Source organism: Thermoproteus uzoniensis 768-20 (assembly GCF_000193375.1).
GTDB lineage: Archaea > Thermoproteota > Thermoprotei > Thermoproteales > Thermoproteaceae > Thermoproteus > Thermoproteus uzoniensis_A.
This window is the reverse complement of sequence record NC_015315.1, coordinates 474,458-498,112: the sequence shown is the minus strand read 5'-3', so window position 1 is coordinate 498,112 and position 23,655 is coordinate 474,458. Positions and strand designations below refer to the sequence as shown.

The window sequence follows — 23,655 nt, the reverse complement described above, 5'->3', positions numbered from 1 at the left end:
TACGGCCTCTCAAGGGGTGGCGTGATCACGATCTACAGAGACGAGCGTGGCGAAAATGCAGCTAGGGTGATCGATCTCGGCGAGTTGAGAGTGGTGTCCATGGATGTATTTGTCGAGGGGGTTGAGGTGGCCGGAGACTTCAGTGTTCTGGAGATAGCCGGGAGGTATAAAATATATATAAAGGCGAGGGAGGCGCCGGAAGGCAAGGTCGAGTTCGTGGTCTACGACAACGGCGCCCGAAAACAGTTGATAAGTATTAGATATATAGGAAGACTTTCACAAGATGATATAATACAATATTTACAAAATCTTAAAAATAATATTGTTAAAGATAAAATATTGTAGGTATCTATTCTTAGCCAATCCTACGAACGCCTTAGCCATTCGACATTGCGGCGCGTCTCTCGACCTCGGCTATCTGTTATCGTAGTTTTGATAATACTTAAAAACAAGAGCTCCCTCAGCTTCATGGACGGCAAGGCGCTTGCTCTGGGACTGATCGTGGGACTCCTTGTGGGTTTCGGCATCGCCTATATGCTGTCGATGAGTTACCGGGCGGCTCCGCAGACAACTACACAGACCACAGCTACGGCGAGCCTACAACAGACTTTCGCCGTGGGGGCGGCGGGCACTCTGAAGTTCGCCTTCAACAGCCTATTGGACACATATTCGCAACTCTACCCGTCCGTACCCATGGGGAAGCCGCTGTACGAGGGTAGCGGCAAACTCGCGCAAGACGAGGTGGCCAGCAAGCAGTTCAGCTTTGTGGCGGCGGCCGACACGACCACCATACCCTCGGTGTTGTTCAAGAACAACTTGACCGACTACGAGATAGCCTTCGGGATTACGCAGATGGCTATTATAGTCAACCTAAACACGACGGCCGGCAGGGAGGTCTACGACTTATGGCAACAAGCTCAACAGCTACAGCCGCTCTCGTCCCAGTGGAACTCGACGTGGCAGCAGATATTCGAAATAATAGCGTTGAACAGCTCCACCACAGTCGGCGTGTCCGACCCGTTCACCGACCCGTCGGGCTACCAGGCCATGTGTATGTTGAAGCTGGCCGGCCTAACCTTCTTCGGGGATCCCAACGCCCTCTACAACGCCATATACAACAACCCCTCCAAGTACGCTATGAGGACCACGGAGGTGGATCTCCTATCCTTGATGGCGTCCGGCCAAATACAGTTCGTCCTCTCCGCCTATCTATCCAACGCCATACCGCAGGTAAAGGAGTACAAGGGGCTCGCCTACATAACGTTGCCGCCGCAGATAAACCTCGGCTCGCTGGACTACGTGCCCTATTATCATAAGGTCAGTGTGTCTTGGACCGAGGCGGGCGCGACGAAGACCTTCTCCTGCAACCCCGTCATATACACCTTGACTGTGCCCAAGACAGCGCCGAACCCGCAGGCGGCCGTGGACTTCGCCCTGCTGATCTTCAGCCCGCGGGGCCAGCAAACCTTGAAGGAATTCGGCATACAGCCGATAGTCCCCGGCATAGTGTACGGCAATTATTCCGACGTGCCCGCTCAGCTAAAGCCCTACACAGTTCCTCTGTCGCAAGTGCCCCAGTACGCGCCGGCGTTCCCCTAATGGATCTATTTAAAGCCTCTGTTTTTTCCCTCTTCGGCGTCCTTCTGCTCTTCTTCCTGTACCCTCTCTTGCTCCTGATATATCTAGGCTGGGGAAGCTTGGCCGCCGCCCTCTCGACGGGGTCCTTCCTTCAATCTTTGGGGTTGACGGTGCTCATATCGACCGCGGCGTCGCTGGCGGCGGTGGCCTTGGGCATACCCACGGCCTACGTCTTGGCCCGCCACGAGTTTAGGCTCAAGGAGCTGGTCGACGTAGTGATAGATATACCCATCGTGATGCCCCATACCGTGGTCGGCCTAATGGTCGTGCTGGCCTTTGTGGCGTACGGGCTCGGCCCCTCCCTCAACGCTTTGGGGATCAAGATCATAGACGCGTTGCCGGGCGCCGTGATAGCCGTCTCCTACCTGTCGGCCACATACGCTGTGAGGACCATCGAAAGCGCGATTAGGCTGTTGGACCCCGAGCTGGAAAACGCGGCGAGGACTCTCGGGGCTGGGCCCTTCAGGGCCTTTTTGTCGGTCGTGTTGCCCAATATAAAGGGTGCTATAATCAACGGGGCCCTCCTCTCCTGGGCCCGGTCGGTCTCCGAAGCCGGCGCCTTGTTGGTGGTGGCCTACTACGTGATAGTGGGCAACGCCTCCATATATCCAGCCTCTATATACATATATCAAGCATATATAGGCCTAGGCCTTAACGAGGCGGTGAAGTTCTCGGCGGCGTTGGTAACGTTCGTCCTGGCGGTGTTCTTCGCCTATCGTCTAGCCGTCAGATATGTTGGAGCTAAGAGGAGTTAGGACCAAGCTCGGCGAGTTCTTGTTGGGGCCCATTGACCTGACCGTTGAGGGCGGGTACTTGGTGGTGATGGGGCCTAACGGAGCCGGCAAGACCACCTTGCTCAAGGTAATTGCCGGGATCTTGAAGGCCGAGGGCTCGATCACGTTGGACGGGGTCGAGATATCCAGATTGCCGCCTGAGAAGAGGAACATAGCCTATGTGCCCCAGTCCTACGCCTTGTTCGACAACATGACCGTCTACGCCAACATAGAATTCGGCTTGAGGATGCGCGGCATCCCGCGCGAGGAGAGGAGGAAGGCGGTCGCCGAGATAGCGGATAGGCTGGGCATAAAGGAGCTGTTGCAGAGAACGCCTAGACAGCTATCAGGCGGACAGAGGCAGAGGGTCGCGCTGGCCAGGGCGTTGGTCGTGAGGCCTAGGCTACTCCTGCTCGACGAGCCTATGGCCGGGCTAGACCCCGATATTAAGGAGACGGCCCTCCCGCTGTTGCGGAGTCTGCCCCAGGAGTACGGCATCCCGGTTGTGCACGTCACGCACGACCGCGACGAGGCCTACTCCCTCGGCGATCTTGTAGCGGTGATGTACAGGGGGAGGATCGTGGAGATGGGGGAGGTAGAGGAGATATTCGCCGAGCCCAGACACGCCGTGACCGCTAGGCTGGTCGGATTCCAGATACTTAGACTCGAGGGGAGGTGTTTCGGGGTGAGGCCAGAGGACGTCGTGGTGGGATCGGGGCGTATTAGGGGACGTATAGTGCAGACGTTGCGGTCCGCTAGAGGCGTCAAGATCCTCCTAGACATTGACGGCCAGCAGATATGGGCATATGCGGACTCGGGGAGGCTGGGCGACGACGTGGAGGTGGGGCTGGCCAGGCTCGTGCCCCTCGAGTGTTAAGGCGATAAGGCTATAGTAGCGACGAGCATCATTATCGCCATCTGTGCCAGGATTATGGCAACTATCACGACAAGTTCTCTCCCTCTGACGCATCTCAAGAGGTTCCTCCCACAACCTGGAGTTCTGCTGAGCAGGAGGAGGTACGTCGCAGTTACCGCCAGCGCGTAGATCGCCGTCGCTAACGCCACCGCCTCCGGTATCGACATAATACGGCGTCTTGACGGCCCAAGTTTATATATAGTTATCCCCATATCCCTGTGATAATTATCCACGGGCATTTTTACCAGCCGCCTAGAGAAGATCCCTGGCTGGAGACAATACTGCCGGAGCCGTCGGCCGCGCCGTATCGGCACTGGAACGAGCGTATCGCCTTCGAGTGCTATGAGCCGAACGCCTTGTTGGGCAACTACACCTGGATCAGTTTCGATTTCGGCCCCACACTATTGGACTGGCTGAGGCGGAGGAGGCCCCACGTATACAGCGCTATAATAGAGGCCGACAAGATAGGGCAGGAGAGGTGGGGCCACGGAAACGCCATAGCGCATCCCTACTACCACGCAATACTGCCCCTCCTCGACAGGAGGGATAAGGAGGTGCTGGTGGAGTGGGGCATTAAGCACTTCGAGAGGCATTTCGGGCGATATCCAGAAGGCATGTGGTTGCCCGAGATGGCCGTCGACGTCGAGACCCTGGAGGTGTTGGCCGAGTACGACATCAAGTTCACGATACTCACGCAGAGGCAGGTGAGGGGCGGCAGGCCGGGAGGCCCCTACGAGGTCTTTCTGCCCTCCGGCAGAAAGATCTTGGTTTTCGTCAGAGACGAGGCGCTGTCCGACAAGATAGCCTTCGGCGGACCCGACGAGTTGCCGAAGGCCATGGAGGCCGCGCCCCGTGACGCCGTGACGTTGATAGCGCTGGACGGCGAGACTTTCGGACACCATAAAAAAGGCGAGGAGAGAGTGCTGGCGGCCGCGACGGCGAAATACGGGGCGTATATGGCTAACTTGGGCTACGCCGCCGAGAAGGTTAAACCGCTAGGCGCCGTCGAGGTAATACCGGGCACCTCTTGGAGTTGTCCGCACGGTCTGGGCAGATGGACCAGAGACTGCGGATGCGACGGCCCGGCCCCATGGAGACAACCGTTGAGGGAGGCCATCAACTGGCTGAACGACAAGGTCGACGAGGCGTTTGAGCGGTGGAGCGAGAGGAGAGGCGTAGACGGCTGGGCGCTTCTGAAGAGGTACGTGGAGGTCCTCCTGGGGAAAAACGCCGAGGTCTTCGCGAGGGAGGTAGCCCCCTCGATATCCCCGCGCGAGCTATTAGGCATGTTGGAGATGGAGAGGGCTAAGCTAGCGGCGAACACCAGCGATGCTTGGTTCTTCGCCAGGTTGGGCCTCGAGGCCGGCATATCGGTTAAATGGGCGGTGCGCGCGTTGGAGCTACTCGGCGATAAGGATGCCTTAGACGAGTTCTTGAAGATGCTGGGCAACATCAAGGGCGAGCCGGCCGGAAACGCGTCGGCTCTGGTCCCCGCGCTCCGCGGACCTATAGTCGCTGCCTCGATAGCGCTCGCCTCGACCGTATCGGGCTACTCCGTCGAGGAGCTAGGGCCCTACCAGATAAGCCTAAACGGGACCAAGGTCAAGATCGTCGATAGGAGGACTTTCGAGAGTTGGGAACTGGACTACTCAGAGTTCGGGGTCCCAGTACTAAAAGCAATAGAGCCAGAAGCCAAGGAATAAACAACCTTACATGGCGCACATCTGTTTAGTACATATTACATATGTCAACTTATAACGCCCCCCAATTCCTCACACCCGTGAGGGCCTTCTCGGAGAGGCTGGCCTACTTGAGGGAAAGCCCAACGCGCAAGATCGACGCATTGAGGGAGAGGCTGAGAAGGGAGGGGAGGGACGTGATAGTGCTGTCCGCCGGACAGCCGAGCATACCTCCTCCCGTAGAGGTGAGGAGAAGGCTCGCCGAGTTGTTGCAGGAGGAGAGCATGGAGCTCTACGGCTATACCCCAAGCCAAGGCATCTACGAGCTCAGAGAGGCGGTCTCCGAGGACTTGAAGAGGCTGGGCGGCCTCGACGTCCCGCCCGATCAGATAACCATAACCGCGGGAGGCCAAGCCGCCATGTTCTCGACCTTGGCGACCATAATAGAGCCGGGCGACGAGGTGGTATTGATGGACCCCACATATTTCGGATATAAGCCGCTGGTCGAGTACTTCGGGGCGAGGATCGTAAGGCACAGGACGTATCTGGAGAACGACTACCAGCCGGATGTTGAAAGGCTTAAGGAGCAGATCACGCCGAAGACTAAGGCCTTGATACTCGTCTCGCCGGATAACCCGACGGGCAGGTTGTTGAGCCCCGAGGCCGCCAAGGCGCTGGCCGACCTGGCGGTAGACCACGACATATGGCTGGTGACCGACGAGGCTTACAAGACCATGATCTACGAGGGGGAGCACGTCTACCTATACAAGCTGGCGCCGGAACACGTGATATCGATAAACACCTTCTCTAAGGATCCGGCCATACCCGGCTGGAGGCTGGGCTACGTCTACGGGCCTAAGGATGCCGTGTCTAAGATAAAGTTGGTGAACGAGGAGATGGTCTACTGTCCTCCGTCCTTCGCCCAGAGGATGGTCGCTATATATCTCAAATCGGACGTCCGGTTTAGGTATATCAAGGAGTTTGTGGCGGCCTACAGAGCCAGAAGAGACATCGTGATAGACGCGCTCAGGCGGTACGTGCCCGACGGCAGATTCAAGGTGCCGCAGGGCTCCATGTTCGTCTTCGTCGACCTATCTAAGTACATAGCCGACGGCGAGGCCTTCGCCCAGAAGTTGCTCGAGGAGTACTCGGTGGCGTTGGTGCCGGGGAGCTATTTCAGCGACGTCTACAAGGCCGCCGTCAGGATCTCCTTCGTCGCCGAGAGGCCGGAGAGGCTGGTGGAGGGGGTGAGGCGCATAGGCGAGGCCCTCGCCAAATAGCGCCTAACTGCAGACGCCCTTTGTGAGGCAGAGGTAGCCTCGCTCGTTCGCCTTTATCAGCTCTGCCCTCATCTTCAGAAGCCTCTTGAGCGCCTCGGATTTGACGAGGCGCCAGTCGTCGCCTCTCGGAACCGCCAGTCTGACCAAGACTATTACGTAGTCCTTATCGCTCTGTTCGTTGAGGTAGACGCCCCTCACATCTAGGTCGGACAGCAACTCCCTGATCTGCCCCTCGAGCTTGTCGACGTCTATCACCGACAGCGGGAGCTCTACCCTCACGTTGACTATGCGTTGTTGCGACCACTGCGACGTCGACTCGTCGACTACTGCTCCGCCCAGCAGTATCGAGTTGGGTATCTTCAGCTCGTTGCCTTGATCCGTCACCACGACCGTGTAGAACAGATTTACCTCGACCACCTTCCCCTTGAAGCCGGGATGTATGTAGTCAGGCGAGAAGTACTTGTAGGGAGGGTTGAGGGCCCATTGGTACGGCACCTGCCAGTTGAGCACCCTCACCACGTCGCCCACCCTGACGAAGTTCGTCGCTATTATGAGAATGCCGGCGAATAGATTGCCCAAGGTAGGCTGGAGCGCGAGGCCGAGGACGATGCCGGCGACCGTGCCGCCCAGTAGCGCTATCTGGCTGGTCGCCCCTATCTTTAGGAACCCGGCGGTTATAGCCGCTATGTAGCCCAACACCTTGAACGTGTTCCCCACGGCATAAGCCCTATCGCCTATCTTAGGCCGCAAGACAGATATTATGAAGTCGCCCAGCGCCTTGGCTCCAGCCACGCCCGCGCCGATTATAACGGCCGCCTTGGCTACGTCGAAGACGTAGGACGGCAGGCCTTTAAGCTCGGCGGCGAGAATATCTATCAATACATAGATCGCGGCCCCTACTACTCCGATGGATATCAGCTCGGATACTACCCTTAGCAGAGCCAGGGTAGTCCGCCTCATTCCTCCTCGCCCTCCTCCAAGCTTTTAGGCTCTGCGGGCATTAGCTTGTACAGCTCTTTCCTACGCGCCTCCAGCAACTCGTCCTCTCTGCCGAGCAGGCCCGCATATGTCTTGACCTCCACGCCGGCCTCAGAGGCGGCCTTAAAGACCGGCTCGAGCTTGGCCCTCCAGTCGAGATCCCTCAAGGCGTGGTGGGCCACTACAAGCGTCTCTAGGCCAGGCATTCGGGCCAGCCTAGCCAGATAGTCCACGCCGACGCTCCACTCAAAGCCGGCTAAGTACGTGGGCGGCCCGCCGACGACGGCTATGGTCGGCCTGGCCTCCTCGGCGAAGCGGACAGCCGCCTCGTTAGCTGGCCCCTGCACGTCCGGCATATACAAGAGGCGCTCCTCGCCGTCCTCTACCAGAAACGCCAGCACGAAGCCTGTCTTGGCGCCTTCAGGTCCGTGGGGCAACGGCGGCGAGGCGGTCACCGTGGTGCGGCCGAACCGATAGCTCTTGCCATCCGCGTACTCTATCTCCGCTATCTTCTCCACAGCCTTCTTGAAGCCGTAGTGCCGCCTGCGCTGGCTCCAGTTGATGCCCTGAGGCGACTTCGCCAATATCAATTTCTTCTTGTATATCTCGATGTACGTCGAATCGTCTGTGGCCATGTAGGCGCTATTGTACCACGGAGTGAAGTGATCTCTATGGTAGTGAGATACCGTCACCACGTCTGCGGCCGCCGCGTACTCAAGAAGTTTGGCCCGCAGTTCCTGCACCCTCCTTATCTCTAATGGATGTGGAGGAAGGCCAAAGCGTCTGGGGGATAGAGAGATCCCTGCATCGAACAGGATAGCCACGTCGCGCGTCTTAACGAACAGCGCCATGGACCTCACCCCCAGGCTCTCCTCCGCTATGGGCACTACCTCCACGCCGAAAAGCGCCGTGGCGTATATTAAGGTTATCCGCCTCCGGCGCGTTTTGGCGGGCGCCGCGAGCCGATCAGTGGAGTTCCTCGGACAGAGCGACTATGAGCTCCACCGTGTGCCTCAGATCGTCTTTGTGGACCATCTCCACTGGCGAGTGGGAGTATTTCGAGAGTATGCCGATGGACACGGCGGGTATCCCCGATACGAAGAAGGCGGCCGCGTCGGTCCCCCCGCCGCCTGCGCCTATCTGGACCGGGATGCCCCTCCTCCTCGCTATTTCCAAAATCTTCTTGGCCAGCTTGTTGTTGTAGGCGCCGTAGTTGTCGAAAATTCTGATGACCGGCCCTTGCCCCGGCTTGACGCCCCCCGTGAAGTTCGGGTGGCAACAGGCGGTTGTGTCCACTATCACGGCGCTCTTTATGTTGGATCTGCTCGCCAGAGCTCTCGCGCCCATGAGGCCCACCTCCTCCTGAACTGTCCACACGAAGGTCGCGTCGGCCCCTCTCCTGTAGGCCTCGAGAAGCGCCCAACATCCCGATCTATCGTCGACGGCGGTGGCCGAGATGAACTTGCCCATCTCCGCATAGCGTCTGGAGAAGGCGGCGGGCGTCATCGGCGCGACCCCCAGAGACTCCGCCTCTTGTCTGCTCGACACGCCTATATCTATGTATAGGTCCTGCCAGGAGATCTGTTGCTGCTGTTGCTGGAAGTGTGGAGGGGCTATGCCTATCACCCCCTCCAACCTGAAGCCGTCGCCGTAGAGCGTCACGGCGGTTCCGGGCAAGATCTTGTCGTCGATCCCGCCGACCTTTCTGAACTTAAGCCTCCCGTCGTCCTCAATCGAGGTCACCAACAACCCGACCTCGTCCATGTGGGCGACGAAGGCTATCCCCGACTTGCCGCCGACGGCTACGTTGCCGAAATCGTCCACCGAGGCGTCGCCCACAGCCTCCAATATCTTGCGCCTTACGTCGTCTTCGAAGCCAGAAACCCCGTAGGCCCCCGTAAGCGCCGCCAAATCCATATAGGATAAACCTAAACAGCATTAAATTAGTTGCGTTGAGATGCGCTTGGGGTGCCTCTCGGCGACTGTATCTTCCAGTATGGGGCTAGTTATTTTCCGGACAGCGCCTATATTATCGAGCCGCCGTAGCTCCATGTTGCGGATCCTAGAGCCGGAGCCGCGCGAGGCCGCGGCGTTCATAAATACAAACCGCAAGAGAGGGCTTATCGCGGTGTTCTGCATATGTGGAGGCACATATAGGGGACGGGCAGCGGCCGACCTCCCGACGGGCCCCTACCTGATCTTGATCAAGCCGGACGGATCGTTGTTGGTACACGGCTCTGAGAAGGCGACGCCCTTAGTATGGAACCCCCCAGGCTCCTCTAATATGGCTGTTGTCGAGGGCGGGACCCTCGTACTGAAGTCCTTGAGGACTAGGCCTAGCGAGTCTGTGGTCCTCAAGATAGAGAGGGTTTTCGAGATTGTCCTCTTCGATGCTGGAAGCTCGTCGGTGAGGTTGCGCGGCACCGAGAAGGACATCGTCGACATGCTCGTAAAGAACCCCGACATCATAGAGCCGGGTCTTAAGGTAGTCGGCGTCGAGGTGCCCACCGAGGCTGGACACATAGACATATTGGCCCTCGACAAGAACGGCGAGTATATAGTCGTAGAGGTCAAACGGGATGTGGCAGACCACGAGGCGGTCTTTCAGCTACGCCGCTATGTAGAGGCCGTGGCCAAGGCCCGCGGACGAGCGCGGGGGATCCTCGTCGCAGCCGACATAACATCGTCGGCCTTTCACTATCTTAGAGAGTACAATCTAGGTTTTGTAAAGATCAGGCCTAGGGAGTTGGCGGAGAAACTTTTAAATAAGACCGAGTTTGAGGATACGTCTATCGACGTGGAGAAATAATTCACTTGTATCACTCACATACAAAGATATATTTGCTGTTCATATTTAAATAGATTTACTTATTTATTGGTATAATAATTGTATCAATATCAATATTATATTTTTTATTTTTCAGTAATATCTTTCAGAGTCTGGCTGGTGTTCTAGAGTCTTAGCTAAAAAGCTTTCTTTTAAATTAATATCGACGTATCTACATGTACTGGGTATTGGTAGACTGGAAGGAAGGCCGCGTCCTAGTGACGGGCCGGCCTTCCGATGTCGACGAGCTGAGGGAGTGGGACGTGGCGTACGAGGCGGAGAGCTGGGATGAGGCTTACCAGGCGGCCTTATTGATAGCGGACGAGGAGGACTTCGTCGTCGAGTGGTATTTGGATGAGGAGATCGGGCAGAAGGCTAAAAAGCGCCTAGTAGGCCTTAAGAACGTCCAGTAATATTTCCACTCCTCTCATAGCCATTCTCTCCGGTATCACCAACGGCGGAGCGATCCTCACGGTCGAGAGGCCGGCGCCTATAACAGCTAGACCGCGCTTGAAGCTCTTCAGCAGGACCTCGTCTAGGTATTTGGCAGGCTTCCTCCCCTCGTCGAGGAGCTCGACGCCTATCATCAAGCCGAGGCCCCTCACGTCGTGTCTACCTTTCAGCTCCTCTGCCAAGGCTTTCTTGATCTCGTCGCCGAGCCTCGCGGCGTGTTCCAGAAGGCCCTCCTCCTCTATTACGTCTATAGTGGCTAGGGATGCGGCGGCCGCCACGGGATTTCCGCCGAAGGTGTTGGCGTGGGCGCCCTTGGGGAGCGACATCACATCGGCTCTGCCTATTATAGCGCCCATCGGCAAGCCGGAGGCTATGGCCTTGGCGGTCGCGATAAGGTCCGGCTCGACGCCGAAGTGCTCGACGGCGAACCAACGGCCGGTCCTCCCGAAGCCGGTCTGGACCTCGTCTACCGCAAGCAGTATCCCGTGCTCTCTGGTGATCTTGCGGAGGCCTTGCATGAATCCTCGCGGAGGCACCACGTATCCCCCTTCACCCTGTATCGGCTCTATCAACACGGCGGCTACCTCGTCTGGGCTGACGAGCCTCTTGAAGACCCACTCCTCGATGAACTCAAGCGCGTACTGCCCGCACTCCTCGGGATCTTTGGCCTTGAAGGGGCAGTGGACGGGGTGGGGGTAGGGCACGTGCACCACGTTGGGCATCATGGGCGAGAAGTACTTCCTGTGCACCGGCTTAGACGCCGTGAGGGACATGGAGGCGTAGGTCCTGCCGTGGAACGCGCCGTAGAACGCTATTATGTAGGGCCTCTGCCCCTTGAAATAGCCCCTGGCTATCTTGACCAAGCCCTCGATGGACTCAGTGCCGCTGTTTGTGAAGAAGACCTTCTTCTGGCCGGAGATGGGGGCTATGGAGACGAGCTTCTCGGCCAGCCTAACCGCGATCTCGTAGTAGAAGTCGGTGAGGGAGTAGTGGAGGAATAGCTCCGACTGTCGCCGGATGGCCTCCACGACTTTGGGGTGGGCGTGTCCGGTCGCCGTGACGGCTATGCCGGCGTTGTAGTCAATATAGAGGTTGCCGTCTACGTCCTCGACGACGGGGCCGTAGCCTCTGGCGATGACGAGGGGATACCAGCGGACGAACGATTGCATGAGCACCGCCTCGTCTCTCCTGATCACCTCCAGCGCCTTCGGGCCGGGCGGCTCCACCCTCATCGCGGGCACCTTGTCGGGATCTATCTGGGGCCAGTGCCATTTGGGCGGCATGTCTACACATATCTACCTTCTATTAAAGTTATATAGCCCTATTTAGTCAGCTGGCTCCTAAATCGTCACCGGGCGTAGCCCCTCGGGAACCCAGCCCCAATCACCGCGGATACTACGGATCCGAATTTTTAAGCTCATTTCGGGGAACCGGACATGGCGGTGTTGGAGACTAGGAATCTGCACGTCGCCGTAGACGGCAAGAGGATACTTAGAGGCGTCACTCTGTCGGTCAAGTCCGGTGAGGTGGTGGCCTTGATGGGGCCCAACGGCAGCGGCAAGTCCACGTTGTTCCAGACCATAGCGGGCAACCCCCGCTACGAGGTCGTGGACGGCGACATTCTCCTAGACGGCGTGTCCATAAAGGGTCTTGCCCCCGAGGAGCGGTTCGCCAAAGGCATCTTCGTCGGGTTCCAGTCCCCCATCGCGGTTCCCGAGGTCCGCTTCGCCTTTTTGATACAAGCCATGCTCAACAAGAGGGCGGGCAAGAAGCTCGGCGATGCCAATCCGAGGCTGGGCGAGGCGTATAAGCTCGCCAGCGAGCTCGGGCTGAGGCCCGACGTATTCAATAGAGGAATAGGAGCCGGCTTCAGCGGCGGCGAGTTCAAACGCGCCGAGGTCCTGCTGGCGTTGATGGTGAAGCCGTCGATAGCCATCCTCGACGAGCCCGACTCGGGCCTCGACGTAGACGGCATGGCGGCCGTGAGCAAGGCCTTGACGAAACTTGTAGAGGGTGGGACAGGCGTGCTGTTGTCGACGCACTACGCGCGCATCTTGAAGTTCCTGGAGCCCGACAGGGTCTACGTAATGTACGACGGCAGGCTCGTCCTTGAGGGAGGGCCCGAGATAGCCAAGAAGGTCGAGGAGGCAGGATACGAACAGCTCTTCAAGGAGTCGGGCCTCCCCTAGCGGGTCGGCAACAATATAACTGTCATTCGAGATTCCTACATGGAACAGGGAATTGCCGAGGTCGGCAAAGTGGTGGCCGAGGCAGAGCACGTCTCGGAGCTGTTGGGGGTGGCCAAGCCGGTCCCCTACGCGGTTGAGCTCAAGGGGAGAATAACTAGGGATATGGTGGAGGAGATAAGCCGCCTAAAGGGAGAGCCAGACTGGATGCGGCGACTAAGGCTGAGGATGTTAGAGCTGTTCGAGAAGCTCCCGACGCCGAGGTGGGTGAGAGGCATTGGGGAGGTGGACCTCGAGGCGCTGGCCCACTACGCCAAGCCGCAGACCGAGACGGCGAAGAGCTGGGACGAGCTCCCCAAGGAGATCAGGGAGTACTACGAGAAGCTCGGCCTGCCCGAGATGGAAGCCAAGGCCCTTCTCGGCCTCGCCACCCAGTTCGACAGCGAGATAGTCTACTTCAACTTCAAGAAAAAGCTCCAGGAGAAGGGCGTCATTATGCTCCCCATGGAGGAGGCGGTCAAGAAGTACCCCGATCTGGTGAAGCAGTACTTCATGAGGGTCTTCCCGGCTGAGCACAAGTTCGCCGCCCTACACGGGGCGCTCTGGTCCGGCGGCACGTTCATATACGTGCCCCCCGGCGTGAGGATAGAGCAACCGCTGGAGACGTTTTTCCTAATCGGCGGCTCTCAGGAGAGCCAAATGGAGCACAGCATAGTGGTCGCCGATAGGGGGGCGTACGTCCACTGGATAGAGGCTTGCTCGGCGCCGCGGCTCCTCAAGTACAGCTTCCACAACGGGATGGTGGAGGGCTACGCCCACGAAGGCGCCGACCTCAAGATCACGACCGTCCAGAACTGGTCCCGCGACATAGTCAACTTCAACAACAAGAGGGCGGTGGCTGAGGCCAAGGCCCACGTCCAGTGGGTCGAGGGCAGTATAGGTAGCAAGACGACGTACACGTTCCCGTCGACCATACTTAAGGGCGAGGGGGCCTCCACGGAGATCTACGGAATAACCGCCGCCAACGGCGGCCTCTGGAAGGAGAACGGGGCCAAGGTGTGGCATCTGGCCCCGGACACCAAGAGCAGGGTCGTCAACAAGAGCATATCGGCGAGGGGCGGCACGTCGGTGTACAGGGGCATGGTCTACGTGGCTAAGGGGGCTAAATACGCCAGAAGCCACGTCCAGTGCGATGCCTTGGTCCTCGACGGCGGCTCGGCCAACATCACGATCCCGCACGACCAGGTGTTCGAGGACACCGCGGTCGTCACGCACGAGGCCACGGCCAGCAGAATATCCGAGGAGAAGCTCATGTACCTCAGATCCAGAGGCTTCACGGAGGACGAGGCGAAGGCCTCCATAGTCCTAGGCTTCGTGTCGGATATAGTCAAGGACTTGCCGTTCGAATACGCAGTGGTTCTACAACGCGTCTTGGAGCTGGAGTTCTCGAAGCTCGGCAGAGTCGGCTAGTAGCGGGGCTAATTTTAATAGGGCGTATATACCTACATGGCCCAAACCCCCGCCGTCAAGATCTGCGAGTCCACAGTGGTGGATATCCGGTGCCCTGCCAGGAACTCCTCAGCTCTTTTAGAGCGCGGCGTCAAGATCATGGAGGAATACGGCATAAGCCGCTACGACCTCATAGGCGTCCTGGTAGCGCTCGGCGCGGATCCTGACGACGCCAAGAAGGCCCTCGGGTTGAGGATAAGCGGCAACATAAAGAAGCCAGTCCAGACCTTCTACGAGCGGTATAGGCAGAAGCTAGGCGAGGAGGGCGTCGTCAAGATCCTGCTGGAGCTCTATAGTGCCGCAGGAGGCGAGTGCCTATGCCCGGTGGGCCCCATAGTCCCGCTGGACCCCGACAAGTACTTGATCCAGAGGCCGTCGGGCATATATTTGTGCGAGGCCGGGTCTTGTAAGGAGGTGGCGCCCGAGCCAATAGCCCTGTACGACCACCCGCAGGGGTGCCAGCTATACAATCCCGCCCTCCAGATAGTGGGGCAACCTGTCGCCTCCGTGGCCTCGCAGATCAAGACGCTTAAGGTCTCGGACCCGGAACTAGTGGCCAGATATCTGTTGCCCGCCCTCTGCCGCGATCTACGCGGCGTTGACCTGGGCCCGTTCGAATTCTTTTAATCTACCCCCTTGAGGCCGACGTGGATATCGGCATCATCAGACCCTACGAGGTGGAATTCCACCCCGGCGATGTGGCGGATCTCGAGAACGCCATAGTCGAGAGGGGACACCGGCCTGTCAGGATATATATCGATATGTTGGAGGTCAGGCTACAGGGCGGCGTGGAGATATGGCAGGGCGTAGGCAGGGGGGAGCCAGCCAAGGTAGAGGTGCCGGGAGCTATCTTGAGACACTTGGGGATTTTCCGCGACTTCGAGCAATTCTCGTATAGGGTGTTCGCCGCCAGGGCTGTGGAGATGGCGGGCGCCGTTGTGTTGAACCCCGTCATGAGCTGGGTCGTCGCCAGCGATAAACTGGCCAGCGCGGCGGTGCTCTCCAAGGCCGGCATCCCCGTCCCGCCGACTTTGGTCAGCGAGAACATGTTCGCCGCATATAGGGCCGTCTCGGCCTTCGGCGACGTCGTCGTCAAGCCGCTCAGAGGCAGTATGGGATATGGCGTATTCAGGCTCGACAACCCAGACGTGGCCATGCACGTCTTCTCCATGTTGACCAACTTAAACAAGCCGTTTTACGTCCAGAAGTTCGTGGAGAAGAACGGCGGCGACTATAGGGTGGTGGTAGTGGGCGGAAGGGCCATAGGCGCCGAGTTCAGAAGGGCGGCTGGCTGGAAGACTAACGTGGCGCAGGGAGCCAGACCTGAGCCGGCCAGACTCACCAAGGAGCTGGAGGAGCTCGCAGTGAGGGCCGTCGAGGCGCTCAACTTAGAGTACGGCGGGGTCGACATAGCGGAGACCAAGGAGGGCTACTACGTGTTCGAGGTGAACCCGACGATGTCTTGGCAAGGCTTTAAGGCGGCGACCGGCATAAACCCGGCCCCGTTTATAGTCGAGAGGTTGCTGGAGAAGATAAAGAGGTAGCAGACGCCGACAATTTCAGTCCGTCGCGAGCACGCCACGACTCGCGCGAGTTGATACCCCTCATCACTCGATAGAGCTGGCGGCCGGTCTTTTAAGCCTTTGAGGGCCGTCTTATCGACATAGCCGTCCTCCTCGCCGACTTGACGGTCCCTTTAACCCTCACAGTTCTGCAACCGTCGAGGAGGGCCACCAGCGCTCTTGCTTTGCCGACCAGATCTCGGGGCACTCCAAGCACTATCACGTCGTCGTATATCCCCACCACGTTGAACTTGACTAACCTGAACTTGAGGCCGACCACCGCCATGAAGTAGTCGCTCAGCGCCTCGAGACACGACGGCGGGTCCTCGGCTCTTATTAGGAGGTATCTATTCATGGGACGCCAGCAACGTGGCCATGGTCTCCAGCCCCCTTTCGAAGGGCATCCTCCACGAGCTGTCCCCTGTCAGCTCGACTAGCAGGCTCTCTAAGTCCCTAGGCGATTTCACGTCTCTAGGCGACTCCACAGGCGTCGAGAAGAGCGTGTTTTCAGGCTCCAGGACGTCGAGCCATTCCATGAGGAGCTCTAGATCGCCCAGGAGCGGCCTCAGCCTCACCTCTACGTATTTGCCCATCTTCAGCGCCGTCTTGACCTGGTCGCGCGTCAACACGTCCCTGGGGTTGACCGACAGCACTTGGACGTCCTCCCTATACACGTACACGTTGAACTTAGACCTATTGGGCACCTCCACTACCCTTACGTCGACGCCTCTGACCGCCGGCGCTATGCGCTCCGTAGTCACGCCTTGTCTGACCAACGCGGCCCTCACGCCTACTTCCCATAATAGATCCTCAGCCGCCGCGTCGGCGAGGTCCCACTCGACGTAGCCCCGCCTTATCCTAACCGCCACACCTCCCACCCTTGATGCGTATTCTGACCACGTCGTCGGAGTTCGAGAGAGCGACCTCGCCCCGCACCAGCTTTTGTTTATCCAGACGCACGAACCACTCGCCCTCTTGTTGCGCCTTAGAGACGGCTGGACACAGCCTCTCCAACAACCGAGCGCAGTCGGGCTGGAGCGCTGTTATGAGGTAGATCGGGTTTCCGTAATGCCCCTCCAGCTTCTGTATGACGTAGGGGAGATCCCCGAAGAACTGCCTCAGCGACTCTACGACCTTGTCGAGGTCCTCAGTGGCGTGGACCAATACACTGATCTCCGCTACGCATCTCACTTCGCCTCTCCGCCCTTGAGCTTGGGCAGGAGAGTCTCGCGGAGCTTCTCTATCAACCTCTTCTGCCTCTGCCTCAGCCTCCTGGCCTTCCACCTGCGCTTGGACTTCTTGCCGACTATCCCGGCGTAGTCGGGATCGTTCTTGACGGTGGGCGCATTGGGGTCTATCATTATCACCTCGAAGTACCGGTACATGCCGTCGTCGGCGACCCAGTAGCTACCCAACACCTCCAGATTGGGGTAGCGCCGCGCGGCCCTCTCTTCGGCCACCTGTTGCCAGCTCTTCCACAGAGTTATGCCGTAGACGCCCATCCTCTTGGGCCTCCTGCCGGAGTCCGGCCTCCTCCTGTTGAACGGCCCGCGCCTGACCCTCACCCTGACGACCACGACGCCTTGCTTAGCCTTATAGCCCAACGATCTAGCTCTGTTAAGGCGAGTCGGCCTCTCCACCCTCACTATGGCCGGCTCCCTGCGCCATTGTATGAGCCTCGTCCTCATTACCTTCTCCTCGACCTCCCGCCCCTCACTCGAGTACCACATAGCCATGTAGGCATACGCCGATTTGGCCATCGCCCCCTCCCTAGCTGGCGTTTTTATATTTTATGTCGTCGCCGCTCCTCCCATGCCTTGTTAGATGGCCCAACGCCGCCACGTTTACGGCGCCCCTCTCCGGCGCTATGTCGTAGAGGAAGAACAGGCGGTCGAGCCTCAGCCCGTTGTAGATGTAGAGCGCAGACTTGAAGCTACGCGCGTCGCCCTTTATCAACAGGTAGTTGACGGCGGCTCCCTCCCCGTAGGCCCACACAGTCAAGCCGCCGGCGGTTACGCGCGACAGCTTGCCGGCCTTCTCCTGGCCTATCCCCATGAAGAAGACGTCGCGGCCCACGGCGTATTCCAGCCTGAGGCTGGGCGGCCGACCGCCTAGCCCCTTCAACTCCTTGAACAAGTCGGCCGCCATATAGACCCGTTCGAGGGTCCTCAGAGGGACGTACGGCTTCCCGGAGGCGGCGTCGAGCGCCCTGCATAGGGAATACGGCGCCCCGGCGTACTCGCGGATCCTAAGCTCCACCTCCTCGTATCTGTCGGTCCTATCCACGGGGAGGTCGACCACGTTGGGGACCGGAAGGCCGCGGGAGAGCGAGAGAGTCGCCGACAGCCAGGGATCTTGCTTCACGTAGAACACCCTGCCGCCCTCGTAGAGCCTCAACACGTCGTCCTGCTCCACGTCGCAGGAATCGACAACCACGTCGAACGCCCTCGGGTCCGCCGAGTCGACGAAGTCGACCAGCAGTAGGTCGCGCAAGAAGCCGGCCTTGAGGAAGAGGTTTGGCGGAGGCAGATCGTATAGATACACGTCGACGGGCCTCGCCGTTTGGATCGCCACGCGGTCGCCTGACTTGGCGAGGAGGTAGGCGAGGTACGCCGAGCCCGGCTCCAGGCCTCTTATGAGGACCTTAATACGGCTTGTTCCAACCACGGCTTCTCCGGCAGAGGGCCGTGGATCCTCTCGGCGTCCTCTATGGCGTACAGGCGGCAGTCCTCGCCCTTGGGGACCTTCGCGCAGAAGTCCCTGTGGAGGTTGGGCAGGTCGTCCCACACCAGCTTGGCGAGGTTGGGCCAGAGCCTCCACGCCGCCGCGAACATCTGCCAGCAGACGTGCCTTATCTCGGCTTGCGCCGCCGCGGCGCACCTCAACGGGACGAAGTTGAGGAGGAGCTCTCTGGCGTTCATCTGGACGGCGAATCTGACCGCCGCGGCGTTGGGGAGGGCCATCCTGGCGTACTCCGGCTTGAAGGACTCCCTCAGCTTGACGTAGTCCTCGTAGGCTCTCCTCAAGACGTCCTCGGGAAATCCTAGGGGGACCACGAACCTGATCTCCCTCTTGGAGTAGTCCACGTACCGCTGGGACTCAGCCCAGTAGGAGGCCATCCTGTGCCTTATGAACTGGGTGTGGCAAGCCCGCGAGCACTCCACGAGGAACTGGGCCCCCATGAACTCGAAGACCGACCAGTGGCCCTGTCTGTAGAAGCCGGAGATCCTCCTGGCGACGGCCTCCGGGCTCCCCCTCAAGGCCTCCTCGACCGGGAGCCCCCTATACAGGATATCCGCCAAGGCGGAGACGAGCGCCTCGGAGCCCCAAGCGCCCAACAGGCGGGCGGAGGGCTGGACCAGCTTCATGAAGTGATATCGGCGTAAATATAAGCACCTACGGCCTCGGCGCTATATTTTCGAGATCATCCTAAAATCATATAAACCAATTTCGAGGGCTTCTTTCGTGTCCATATTCTGCCCCGTATGTAATCTTCCCGAATGGGAGGCGATGCCGCCGCCGCATACGTACCGGCACAAGGGCCCCGAGAACACGATAATGATAGCTAGGTGCAAGCACTGCGGCACGGTGTTCTACATATTCAGGACGAGGCTGGACACCTACACTATCCAGATAGAGAAGGCGGAGAAGAAACACGGGGCGATACCCCACTTGGAATGACCGCCGTCTGTACCTCGTGCGGCAAGAGGCAGGCCCAGTTCCTCCGCCGGAGTAGCGGCGAGAGGCTCTGCCTCAACTGCTTGTTTAGGTCTATAGAGGAGAAGGTGTGGCGCACCATCCGCGACGAGAGGATGATAGAGCCCGGGGACAAAGTCGCCGTCGCCATATCCGGGGGGAAGGACAGCTTGGTGCTCCTCGACATTCTCGGCAAGCTTAAGGCGAGGGGACGCCTCAAGGACGTCGAGCTAGAGGCGTTCACGATCAACGAGGGCCATCCATACAGCTGTTTCTACAGGATGTCCAGGGCGGACTTCGTCAAGGAGCTGGCCGGGCGCTACGGAGTGGCCTACTCCGTGTTCAACTTCAAGGAGGTGTTCGGGTACTCGGCGTTGGAGTTGGCCGAGCGCCTTTGGAAGAGCGGAGTCGATATACACATGTGCGCCGTCGACGGCATCTTGAGGCGTAAGGCCATGAACCTGATCGGCAAGAGGCGCGGCTGGACTAAGATCGCCACGGCGCACAACCTAGACGACGAGGCCCAGACAGTCCTATTGAACGTGTTGATGGGAAACCTCAAGCGCTTCGCCTGGCTAGACCTAGACGATGCTGAGGAGAAGGACCTCGTGAGGAGGATAAAGCCGTTGAAGTATGTAAGAGAGGAGGAAGTAGCCGTATACGCCCACTACCACGGCATACCGCTGATGGAGCTCGAATGCCCTTACGTGTATACGAACCCGCGATACGGCCTCAAGTTCATGCTGGCCGAGCTCGAGGAGAGGATGCCAAACGTGAAGTACAACCTGGTCAGTTTCGGGCGGCGGCTAGGAGAGGTCTTGCGCGGCCAGGAGATCCCGTACAGCCGGTGCAAGTACTGCGGAGCCCCCTCGTCTAGGGATGTGTGTAGGGCCTGCGAGCTTTTCGAAAAGGCCGGCCTCCTCGACGGATATCTGAGGGCTATCTCAAGCTATCTGAAGCCTGATACACCCGCCCTCGTCCAGTAGCCTATAGCCCCTGTTAGATATGGACGATATGAAGGTGTCAATATACCTTCTAAAGAGCGGGTACACCGTCCTGCAGTATTTTACGTTCACTAGGTTCTTGGTGCTGTTGTCCTCCTGGACTGTCGCCAGGCCCCTCAGCTGGACCACATAGGCCGCCTCGTGTAGCTCCTCTATATCGCCGTCCTGGAGAGCCGATTTGACTATCTCGGCGTCTCTCCTCGCCATGTCGAGCGCCAGCTTGTCCAAGTCGGCCAGCTTGGCCACGAAGTCCCTCTCAACGGCTAGCGCCGGCTCGTTGTTTATGACGTGGGAGATCCATCTCGGCACAAAGATCCTCCGCGAGGCCAGTCTGTGGTGGACCTTCTTCACAAAGGCGAACATACCCAGCCTCTTGGGGAGCTCCTCCAGGTCTTGCTCGTCGACGGTGGTCACGTCGACGATGAAGTGGATCTTTGTACGGCCCGAGTCCATGGCTATATTCAGTATGTTCGCGTTGCTGTCAGCAAACACGTTGGAGAGAGCTGCCAATATGCCCGGCTGGTCGAAGTTCAGCTCCACGAGGAACTCGCCTATTTTACCTCCCAGATTATTGACGATAAGGTACAACTCGCGATTCAGCATCGGACCCCAATACGCTCGATATAAAAATCTTTGCCTGAGAGGCGGCCCCGGCGACGTAAACGCCGGAGACGATAGGCCGTTTCGCTCAAGGCTCTTCTAGTTAAGCCTTGCCCCTATATCCGAGCTAGAGGTGATATTAAAAAGCCGTTATATACTACCCCCAGTGCCGAGGCTAAAGGAGGCTAGATGGCGGCTTGAGTGGGAGGAGGATCTCATAAGGGCTTGGGAGAGAGAGGGGCTCTTCGCAATAAGGATAAACCCAGACGGTGACTATCTGGTAATAGACACGCCGCCTCCTTACCCCTCGGGCAGGCCGCACATAGGCGGCACGGCGCACTACGCCCAGATAGACATGGTGGCGAGGTTCTTCAGGATGCGGGGGTACAATGTGATCTTTCCGTTCTACCTAGACCGCAACGGCCTGCCGGTGGAGGTCCAGGTGGAGAGGAAGTACGGGATAAACGCCCACGAGGTCCCTAGGGAGAAGTTCCTGGAGATGTGCAAGGCGGAGCTGGACAGCTTGGAGAAGGAGTTCGTGTCGATATTCCGTAGGTGGGGCATGTCGTTCACTTATTGGGACAAGGGGACCGACAGCGAGGAGTACCGCGCGATGACCCAGAAGACCTTCATAGAGCTGTGGAGGCGCGGCTTAATTTACGAGGCCGAGAGGCCCACCCTCTGGTGTCCCCGGTGCCGTACGGCGTTGGCGGAGGCCGAGGTCGAGTACAAGGAGGAAGACACGTTCCTTAACTATATAAAGTTCAGAGTAAGGGAGACCGGCGAGGATATAATAATAGCGACCACGCGGCCGGAGCTCCTCCCCGCGACCGTGGCCGTCATCTTCAACCCGAGCGACGGCAGATATAAACGCCTGGAGGGCTTGCACGCCGTCGTGCCCCCCATGGGCCAGGAGGTCCCGATACTGCCGCACCCAGCGGCGAACCCCAACTTCGGGACCGGCTTGGTCATGATCTCAACGTTCGGCGACACCCGAGACCTCGCCATAGTCAACGAGTTGAAGTTGCCCATAAAGGTCATAGTGGACGAGAGGGGCCGCATAAAGGAGGGGCCGTACGCGGGCCTCTCCATAAGGGAGGCGAGGGCCAAGATAGTCGAGGACCTTTCGAGGGAGGGCTTGATAGTGAAGAGGGAGCCGCTACACCACACCGTGCCCGTCTGCTGGCGTTGCGGGACTCCGCTGGAGATAATAACTACTAGGGAGCTGTTCGTGCACCAGCTCAAGTTCAAGGAGCGTCTGCTCGAGCTAGCGGATCGTATGGAGTTCAGGCCGCCCGAGTTCAAGAACATGCTCAAGGACTGGATAAAGTCGCTGGAGCTCGACTGGCCTGTCTCGCGGCGCCGCTACTACGCCACGGAGGTCCCCCTCTGGTATTGCAAGAAGGGCGACCAGCTGATACCGATAGTCCCCGAGGGAGGGCGGTACTACAGGCCGTGGCGCGATCAGCCTCCGCCCGAGGTCAAGGCTCAGTGTCCAGACGGCGAGCTGGTGGGCGACGTCAGGGTGCTCGATACATGGTTCGACTCGTCGATTAGCTGGATGTACGCGGCCGGCTACACCAAGGGCCTGGGCATCTTCGAGAGGGTGTACCCCGACAAGATATTGAGGCCGCAAGGCTACGAGATAATCCGCACGTGGCTCTACTACTCGTTGCTCAGAGCCTATCTGTTGCACGACAAGGTTCCGTTTAAGTACGTCAGGATCAGCGGGATGGGCCTAGACGAGAAGGGAGAGGCCATGCATAAGTCCAAGGGCAATATCATAGACCCGTTGCCGCCCGTCCAGAAATACGGCGGAGACGCGGCGCGGTTCTGGGCAGCGGCGGCGGCCAGGCTGGGGAGCGACTACCGCTATCTGGAGTCTCTGATAAAGGAGGGGAGAGACTTCGCCACGAAGATCTGGAACATAGCCCGTTTCGTCTCGTCCTTCGAGGAGCCTTCGAGCTACAAGCTGATGCCTATAGATAGGGCCATGCTGGCGAGGACCTACGAGGTGGCCGCGGCGGCGATAAAGGCCTATTCCGAGTTCGACGTCTACGAGCCCGCCCTCACGCTCTACGACTTCTTGTGGCACGAGTTCGCCGATCACTACATAGAGACGGTCAAGTCGAGGGCCTACAACAGGGAGGGCGTCTTCTCGTCTGAGGAGCAGAACGGCGCTGTGTTCACACTATACGCCGTGTTGAAGTACGGCCTAAAGCTCCTGGCCCCCATAATGCCCTTCGTGACCGACAAGATATGGCGGGAGCTATACGGCAGATCTATCCATAGGGAGCGGATAGAGGATCCTCCGCCCGAGTGGAGAGGCGACGCGTCGCTTTTTGTGCTTGTCAAGAAGATAAACAGCGCCGTATGGCGCTATAAGAATAGAAAAGGCATGAGCCTCGCCGATCCTCTAAACGCCGACCTCTATGTCCCCGAGTCCGCCCTACAAGCGGCGGAGGACCTACGCTTGACGCATAAGGCCAATTCGGTGAGGGCCGGCAGAGGGAGGGAGCAGATAGACGAGGAGGGCCTCGTCTGGATAGGGTAG

General features: G+C 58.8%; 27 protein-coding genes. 15 read left to right on the top strand and 12 right to left on the bottom strand.

All coding sequences use genetic code 11. The features are described from left to right. Positions 1 to 21: 21 nt before the first annotated feature. The 4 genes from TUZN_RS02735 to TUZN_RS02720 all read left to right on the top strand — a co-directional run bounded on the left by TUZN_RS02735 (position 22) and on the right by TUZN_RS02720 (position 3,288). Positions 22 to 345: a hypothetical protein gene (locus TUZN_RS02735; RefSeq protein WP_013679401.1), complete on the top strand. Its 324-nt coding sequence runs from the start codon at positions 22 to 24 to the stop codon at positions 343 to 345. 123 nt (positions 346 to 468) lie between these two features. Next, positions 469 to 1,599 (top strand): substrate-binding domain-containing protein, encoded by a 1,131-nt coding sequence (locus TUZN_RS02730; RefSeq protein WP_052886035.1) that lies wholly within the window; start codon positions 469 to 471, stop codon positions 1,597 to 1,599. Next, positions 1,599 to 2,393: an ABC transporter permease gene (locus TUZN_RS02725; RefSeq protein WP_013679399.1), complete on the top strand. Its 795-nt coding sequence runs from the start codon at positions 1,599 to 1,601 to the stop codon at positions 2,391 to 2,393. Before TUZN_RS02730 ends, TUZN_RS02725 begins: the two co-directional genes overlap by 1 nt. Next, complete coding sequence (locus TUZN_RS02720) at positions 2,371 to 3,288, top strand: ABC transporter ATP-binding protein (RefSeq protein WP_052886034.1); 918 nt, start codon at positions 2,371 to 2,373, stop codon at positions 3,286 to 3,288. The genes TUZN_RS02725 and TUZN_RS02720 overlap by 23 nt, the downstream gene beginning before the upstream one ends. Here TUZN_RS02720 and TUZN_RS02715 read toward each other — a convergent pair. Then, entirely contained in the window at positions 3,285 to 3,494 is a 210-nt protein-coding gene (locus TUZN_RS02715) for a hypothetical protein (protein WP_052886033.1), read from the bottom strand. The two genes, TUZN_RS02720 and TUZN_RS02715, sit on opposite strands and share 4 nt — an antisense overlap. A gap of 51 nt (positions 3,495 to 3,545) precedes the next feature. Here TUZN_RS02715 and TUZN_RS02710 point away from each other — a divergent pair, with 51 nt between their 5' ends. Next, positions 3,546 to 5,030, top strand: coding sequence for a DUF3536 domain-containing protein (locus TUZN_RS02710; RefSeq protein ID WP_013679396.1), 1,485 nt, complete (start codon positions 3,546 to 3,548; stop codon positions 5,028 to 5,030). A gap of 77 nt (positions 5,031 to 5,107) precedes the next feature. After that, positions 5,108 to 6,286: a pyridoxal phosphate-dependent aminotransferase gene (locus TUZN_RS02705; protein WP_013679395.1), complete on the top strand. Its 1,179-nt coding sequence runs from the start codon at positions 5,108 to 5,110 to the stop codon at positions 6,284 to 6,286. Positions 6,287 to 6,289: 3 nt separating this feature from the next. Here TUZN_RS02705 and TUZN_RS02700 read toward each other — a convergent pair whose 3' ends face one another. The 3 genes from TUZN_RS02700 to TUZN_RS02690 all read right to left on the bottom strand — a co-directional run bounded on the left by TUZN_RS02700 (position 6,290) and on the right by TUZN_RS02690 (position 9,181). Then, positions 6,290 to 7,246 carry a mechanosensitive ion channel family protein gene (locus TUZN_RS02700; RefSeq protein ID WP_013679394.1) on the bottom strand — a complete coding sequence of 319 codons (957 nt, stop codon included), beginning with the start codon at positions 7,244 to 7,246 and terminating at the stop codon, positions 6,290 to 6,292. Next, the gene (locus TUZN_RS02695) at positions 7,243 to 8,160 is read right to left on the bottom strand and encodes an MBL fold metallo-hydrolase (RefSeq protein WP_013679393.1); all 918 of its coding nucleotides are present in this window, start codon (positions 8,158 to 8,160) and stop codon (positions 7,243 to 7,245) included. Before TUZN_RS02695 ends, TUZN_RS02700 begins: the two co-directional genes overlap by 4 nt. 70 nt (positions 8,161 to 8,230) lie before the next feature. Beyond that, the gene (locus tag TUZN_RS02690) at positions 8,231 to 9,181 is read right to left on the bottom strand and encodes a M42 family metallopeptidase (RefSeq protein WP_013679392.1); all 951 of its coding nucleotides are present in this window, start codon (positions 9,179 to 9,181) and stop codon (positions 8,231 to 8,233) included. A gap of 133 nt (positions 9,182 to 9,314) precedes the next feature. Here TUZN_RS02690 and nucS point away from each other — a divergent pair, with 133 nt between their 5' ends. Next, on the top strand, positions 9,315 to 10,073 hold the full coding sequence (nucS, locus tag TUZN_RS02685) for an endonuclease NucS (RefSeq protein ID WP_013679390.1): 759 nt from the start codon (positions 9,315 to 9,317) through the stop codon (positions 10,071 to 10,073). A 194-nt stretch (positions 10,074 to 10,267) separates the two neighbouring features. Then, positions 10,268 to 10,504 carry a hypothetical protein gene (locus TUZN_RS02680; RefSeq protein WP_013679389.1) on the top strand — a complete coding sequence of 79 codons (237 nt, stop codon included), beginning with the start codon at positions 10,268 to 10,270 and terminating at the stop codon, positions 10,502 to 10,504. On the opposite strand, the gene TUZN_RS02675 is transcribed toward TUZN_RS02680, so the two are convergent. Then, the gene (locus TUZN_RS02675) at positions 10,478 to 11,827 is read right to left on the bottom strand and encodes an acetyl ornithine aminotransferase family protein (RefSeq protein ID WP_013679388.1); all 1,350 of its coding nucleotides are present in this window, start codon (positions 11,825 to 11,827) and stop codon (positions 10,478 to 10,480) included. The two genes, TUZN_RS02680 and TUZN_RS02675, sit on opposite strands and share 27 nt — an antisense overlap. Positions 11,828 to 11,980: 153 nt before the next feature. Between TUZN_RS02675 and sufC the strand changes: the two genes are divergently transcribed. The 4 genes from sufC to TUZN_RS02655 are packed head-to-tail and all read left to right on the top strand — an operon-like array spanning position 11,981 to position 15,783. Further along, the gene (gene sufC / locus TUZN_RS02670; RefSeq protein ID WP_013679387.1) at positions 11,981 to 12,733 is read left to right on the top strand and encodes a Fe-S cluster assembly ATPase SufC; all 753 of its coding nucleotides are present in this window, start codon (positions 11,981 to 11,983) and stop codon (positions 12,731 to 12,733) included. A 39-nt stretch (positions 12,734 to 12,772) separates the two neighbouring features. Then, positions 12,773 to 14,200 (top strand): Fe-S cluster assembly protein SufB, encoded by a 1,428-nt coding sequence (gene sufB / locus TUZN_RS02665; protein ID WP_013679386.1) that lies wholly within the window; start codon positions 12,773 to 12,775, stop codon positions 14,198 to 14,200. Between the two features lie 36 nt (positions 14,201 to 14,236). Beyond that, complete coding sequence (locus TUZN_RS02660) at positions 14,237 to 14,866, top strand: hypothetical protein (protein WP_013679385.1); 630 nt, start codon at positions 14,237 to 14,239, stop codon at positions 14,864 to 14,866. A 20-nt stretch (positions 14,867 to 14,886) separates the two neighbouring features. After that, positions 14,887 to 15,783, top strand: coding sequence for an ATP-grasp domain-containing protein (locus tag TUZN_RS02655; RefSeq protein ID WP_013679384.1), 897 nt, complete (start codon positions 14,887 to 14,889; stop codon positions 15,781 to 15,783). 91 nt (positions 15,784 to 15,874) lie between these two features. On the opposite strand, the gene TUZN_RS02650 is transcribed toward TUZN_RS02655, so the two are convergent. The 6 genes from TUZN_RS02650 to TUZN_RS02625 are packed head-to-tail and all read right to left on the bottom strand — an operon-like array spanning position 15,875 to position 19,169. Next, complete coding sequence (locus TUZN_RS02650; RefSeq protein WP_013679383.1) at positions 15,875 to 16,156, bottom strand: hypothetical protein; 282 nt, start codon at positions 16,154 to 16,156, stop codon at positions 15,875 to 15,877. Then, entirely contained in the window at positions 16,149 to 16,670 is a 522-nt protein-coding gene (locus TUZN_RS02645; RefSeq protein WP_052886032.1) for a hypothetical protein, read from the bottom strand. Before TUZN_RS02645 ends, TUZN_RS02650 begins: the two co-directional genes overlap by 8 nt. Then, positions 16,660 to 16,992: an RNA-binding domain-containing protein gene (locus TUZN_RS02640; RefSeq protein ID WP_013679381.1), complete on the bottom strand. Its 333-nt coding sequence runs from the start codon at positions 16,990 to 16,992 to the stop codon at positions 16,660 to 16,662. The genes TUZN_RS02645 and TUZN_RS02640 overlap by 11 nt, the downstream gene beginning before the upstream one ends. Next, entirely contained in the window at positions 16,989 to 17,561 is a 573-nt protein-coding gene (locus tag TUZN_RS02635) for a 50S ribosomal protein L15e (protein WP_013679380.1), read from the bottom strand. Before TUZN_RS02635 ends, TUZN_RS02640 begins: the two co-directional genes overlap by 4 nt. Before the next feature lie 10 nt (positions 17,562 to 17,571). After that, positions 17,572 to 18,468, bottom strand: a complete 897-nt coding sequence (locus TUZN_RS02630) for a hypothetical protein (protein ID WP_013679379.1) — start codon at positions 18,466 to 18,468, stop codon at positions 17,572 to 17,574. After that, entirely contained in the window at positions 18,435 to 19,169 is a 735-nt protein-coding gene (locus tag TUZN_RS02625; RefSeq protein WP_013679378.1) for an FAD-dependent thymidylate synthase, read from the bottom strand. Before TUZN_RS02625 ends, TUZN_RS02630 begins: the two co-directional genes overlap by 34 nt. A gap of 97 nt (positions 19,170 to 19,266) precedes the next feature. Here TUZN_RS02625 and TUZN_RS02620 point away from each other — a divergent pair, with 97 nt between their 5' ends. Next, positions 19,267 to 19,482 carry a hypothetical protein gene (locus TUZN_RS02620; protein ID WP_052886031.1) on the top strand — a complete coding sequence of 72 codons (216 nt, stop codon included), beginning with the start codon at positions 19,267 to 19,269 and terminating at the stop codon, positions 19,480 to 19,482. Beyond that, on the top strand, positions 19,479 to 20,483 hold the full coding sequence (locus TUZN_RS02615) for a TIGR00269 family protein (protein ID WP_013679376.1): 1,005 nt from the start codon (positions 19,479 to 19,481) through the stop codon (positions 20,481 to 20,483). Before TUZN_RS02620 ends, TUZN_RS02615 begins: the two co-directional genes overlap by 4 nt. Here TUZN_RS02615 and TUZN_RS02610 read toward each other — a convergent pair. After that, complete coding sequence (locus TUZN_RS02610) at positions 20,442 to 21,104, bottom strand: ACT domain-containing protein (RefSeq protein WP_052886030.1); 663 nt, start codon at positions 21,102 to 21,104, stop codon at positions 20,442 to 20,444. The genes TUZN_RS02615 and TUZN_RS02610 overlap by 42 nt on opposite strands. Before the next feature lie 163 nt (positions 21,105 to 21,267). Here TUZN_RS02610 and TUZN_RS02605 point away from each other — a divergent pair, with 163 nt between their 5' ends. Beyond that, positions 21,268 to 23,655, top strand: a complete 2,388-nt coding sequence (locus tag TUZN_RS02605) for a valine--tRNA ligase (RefSeq protein WP_052886029.1) — start codon at positions 21,268 to 21,270, stop codon at positions 23,653 to 23,655.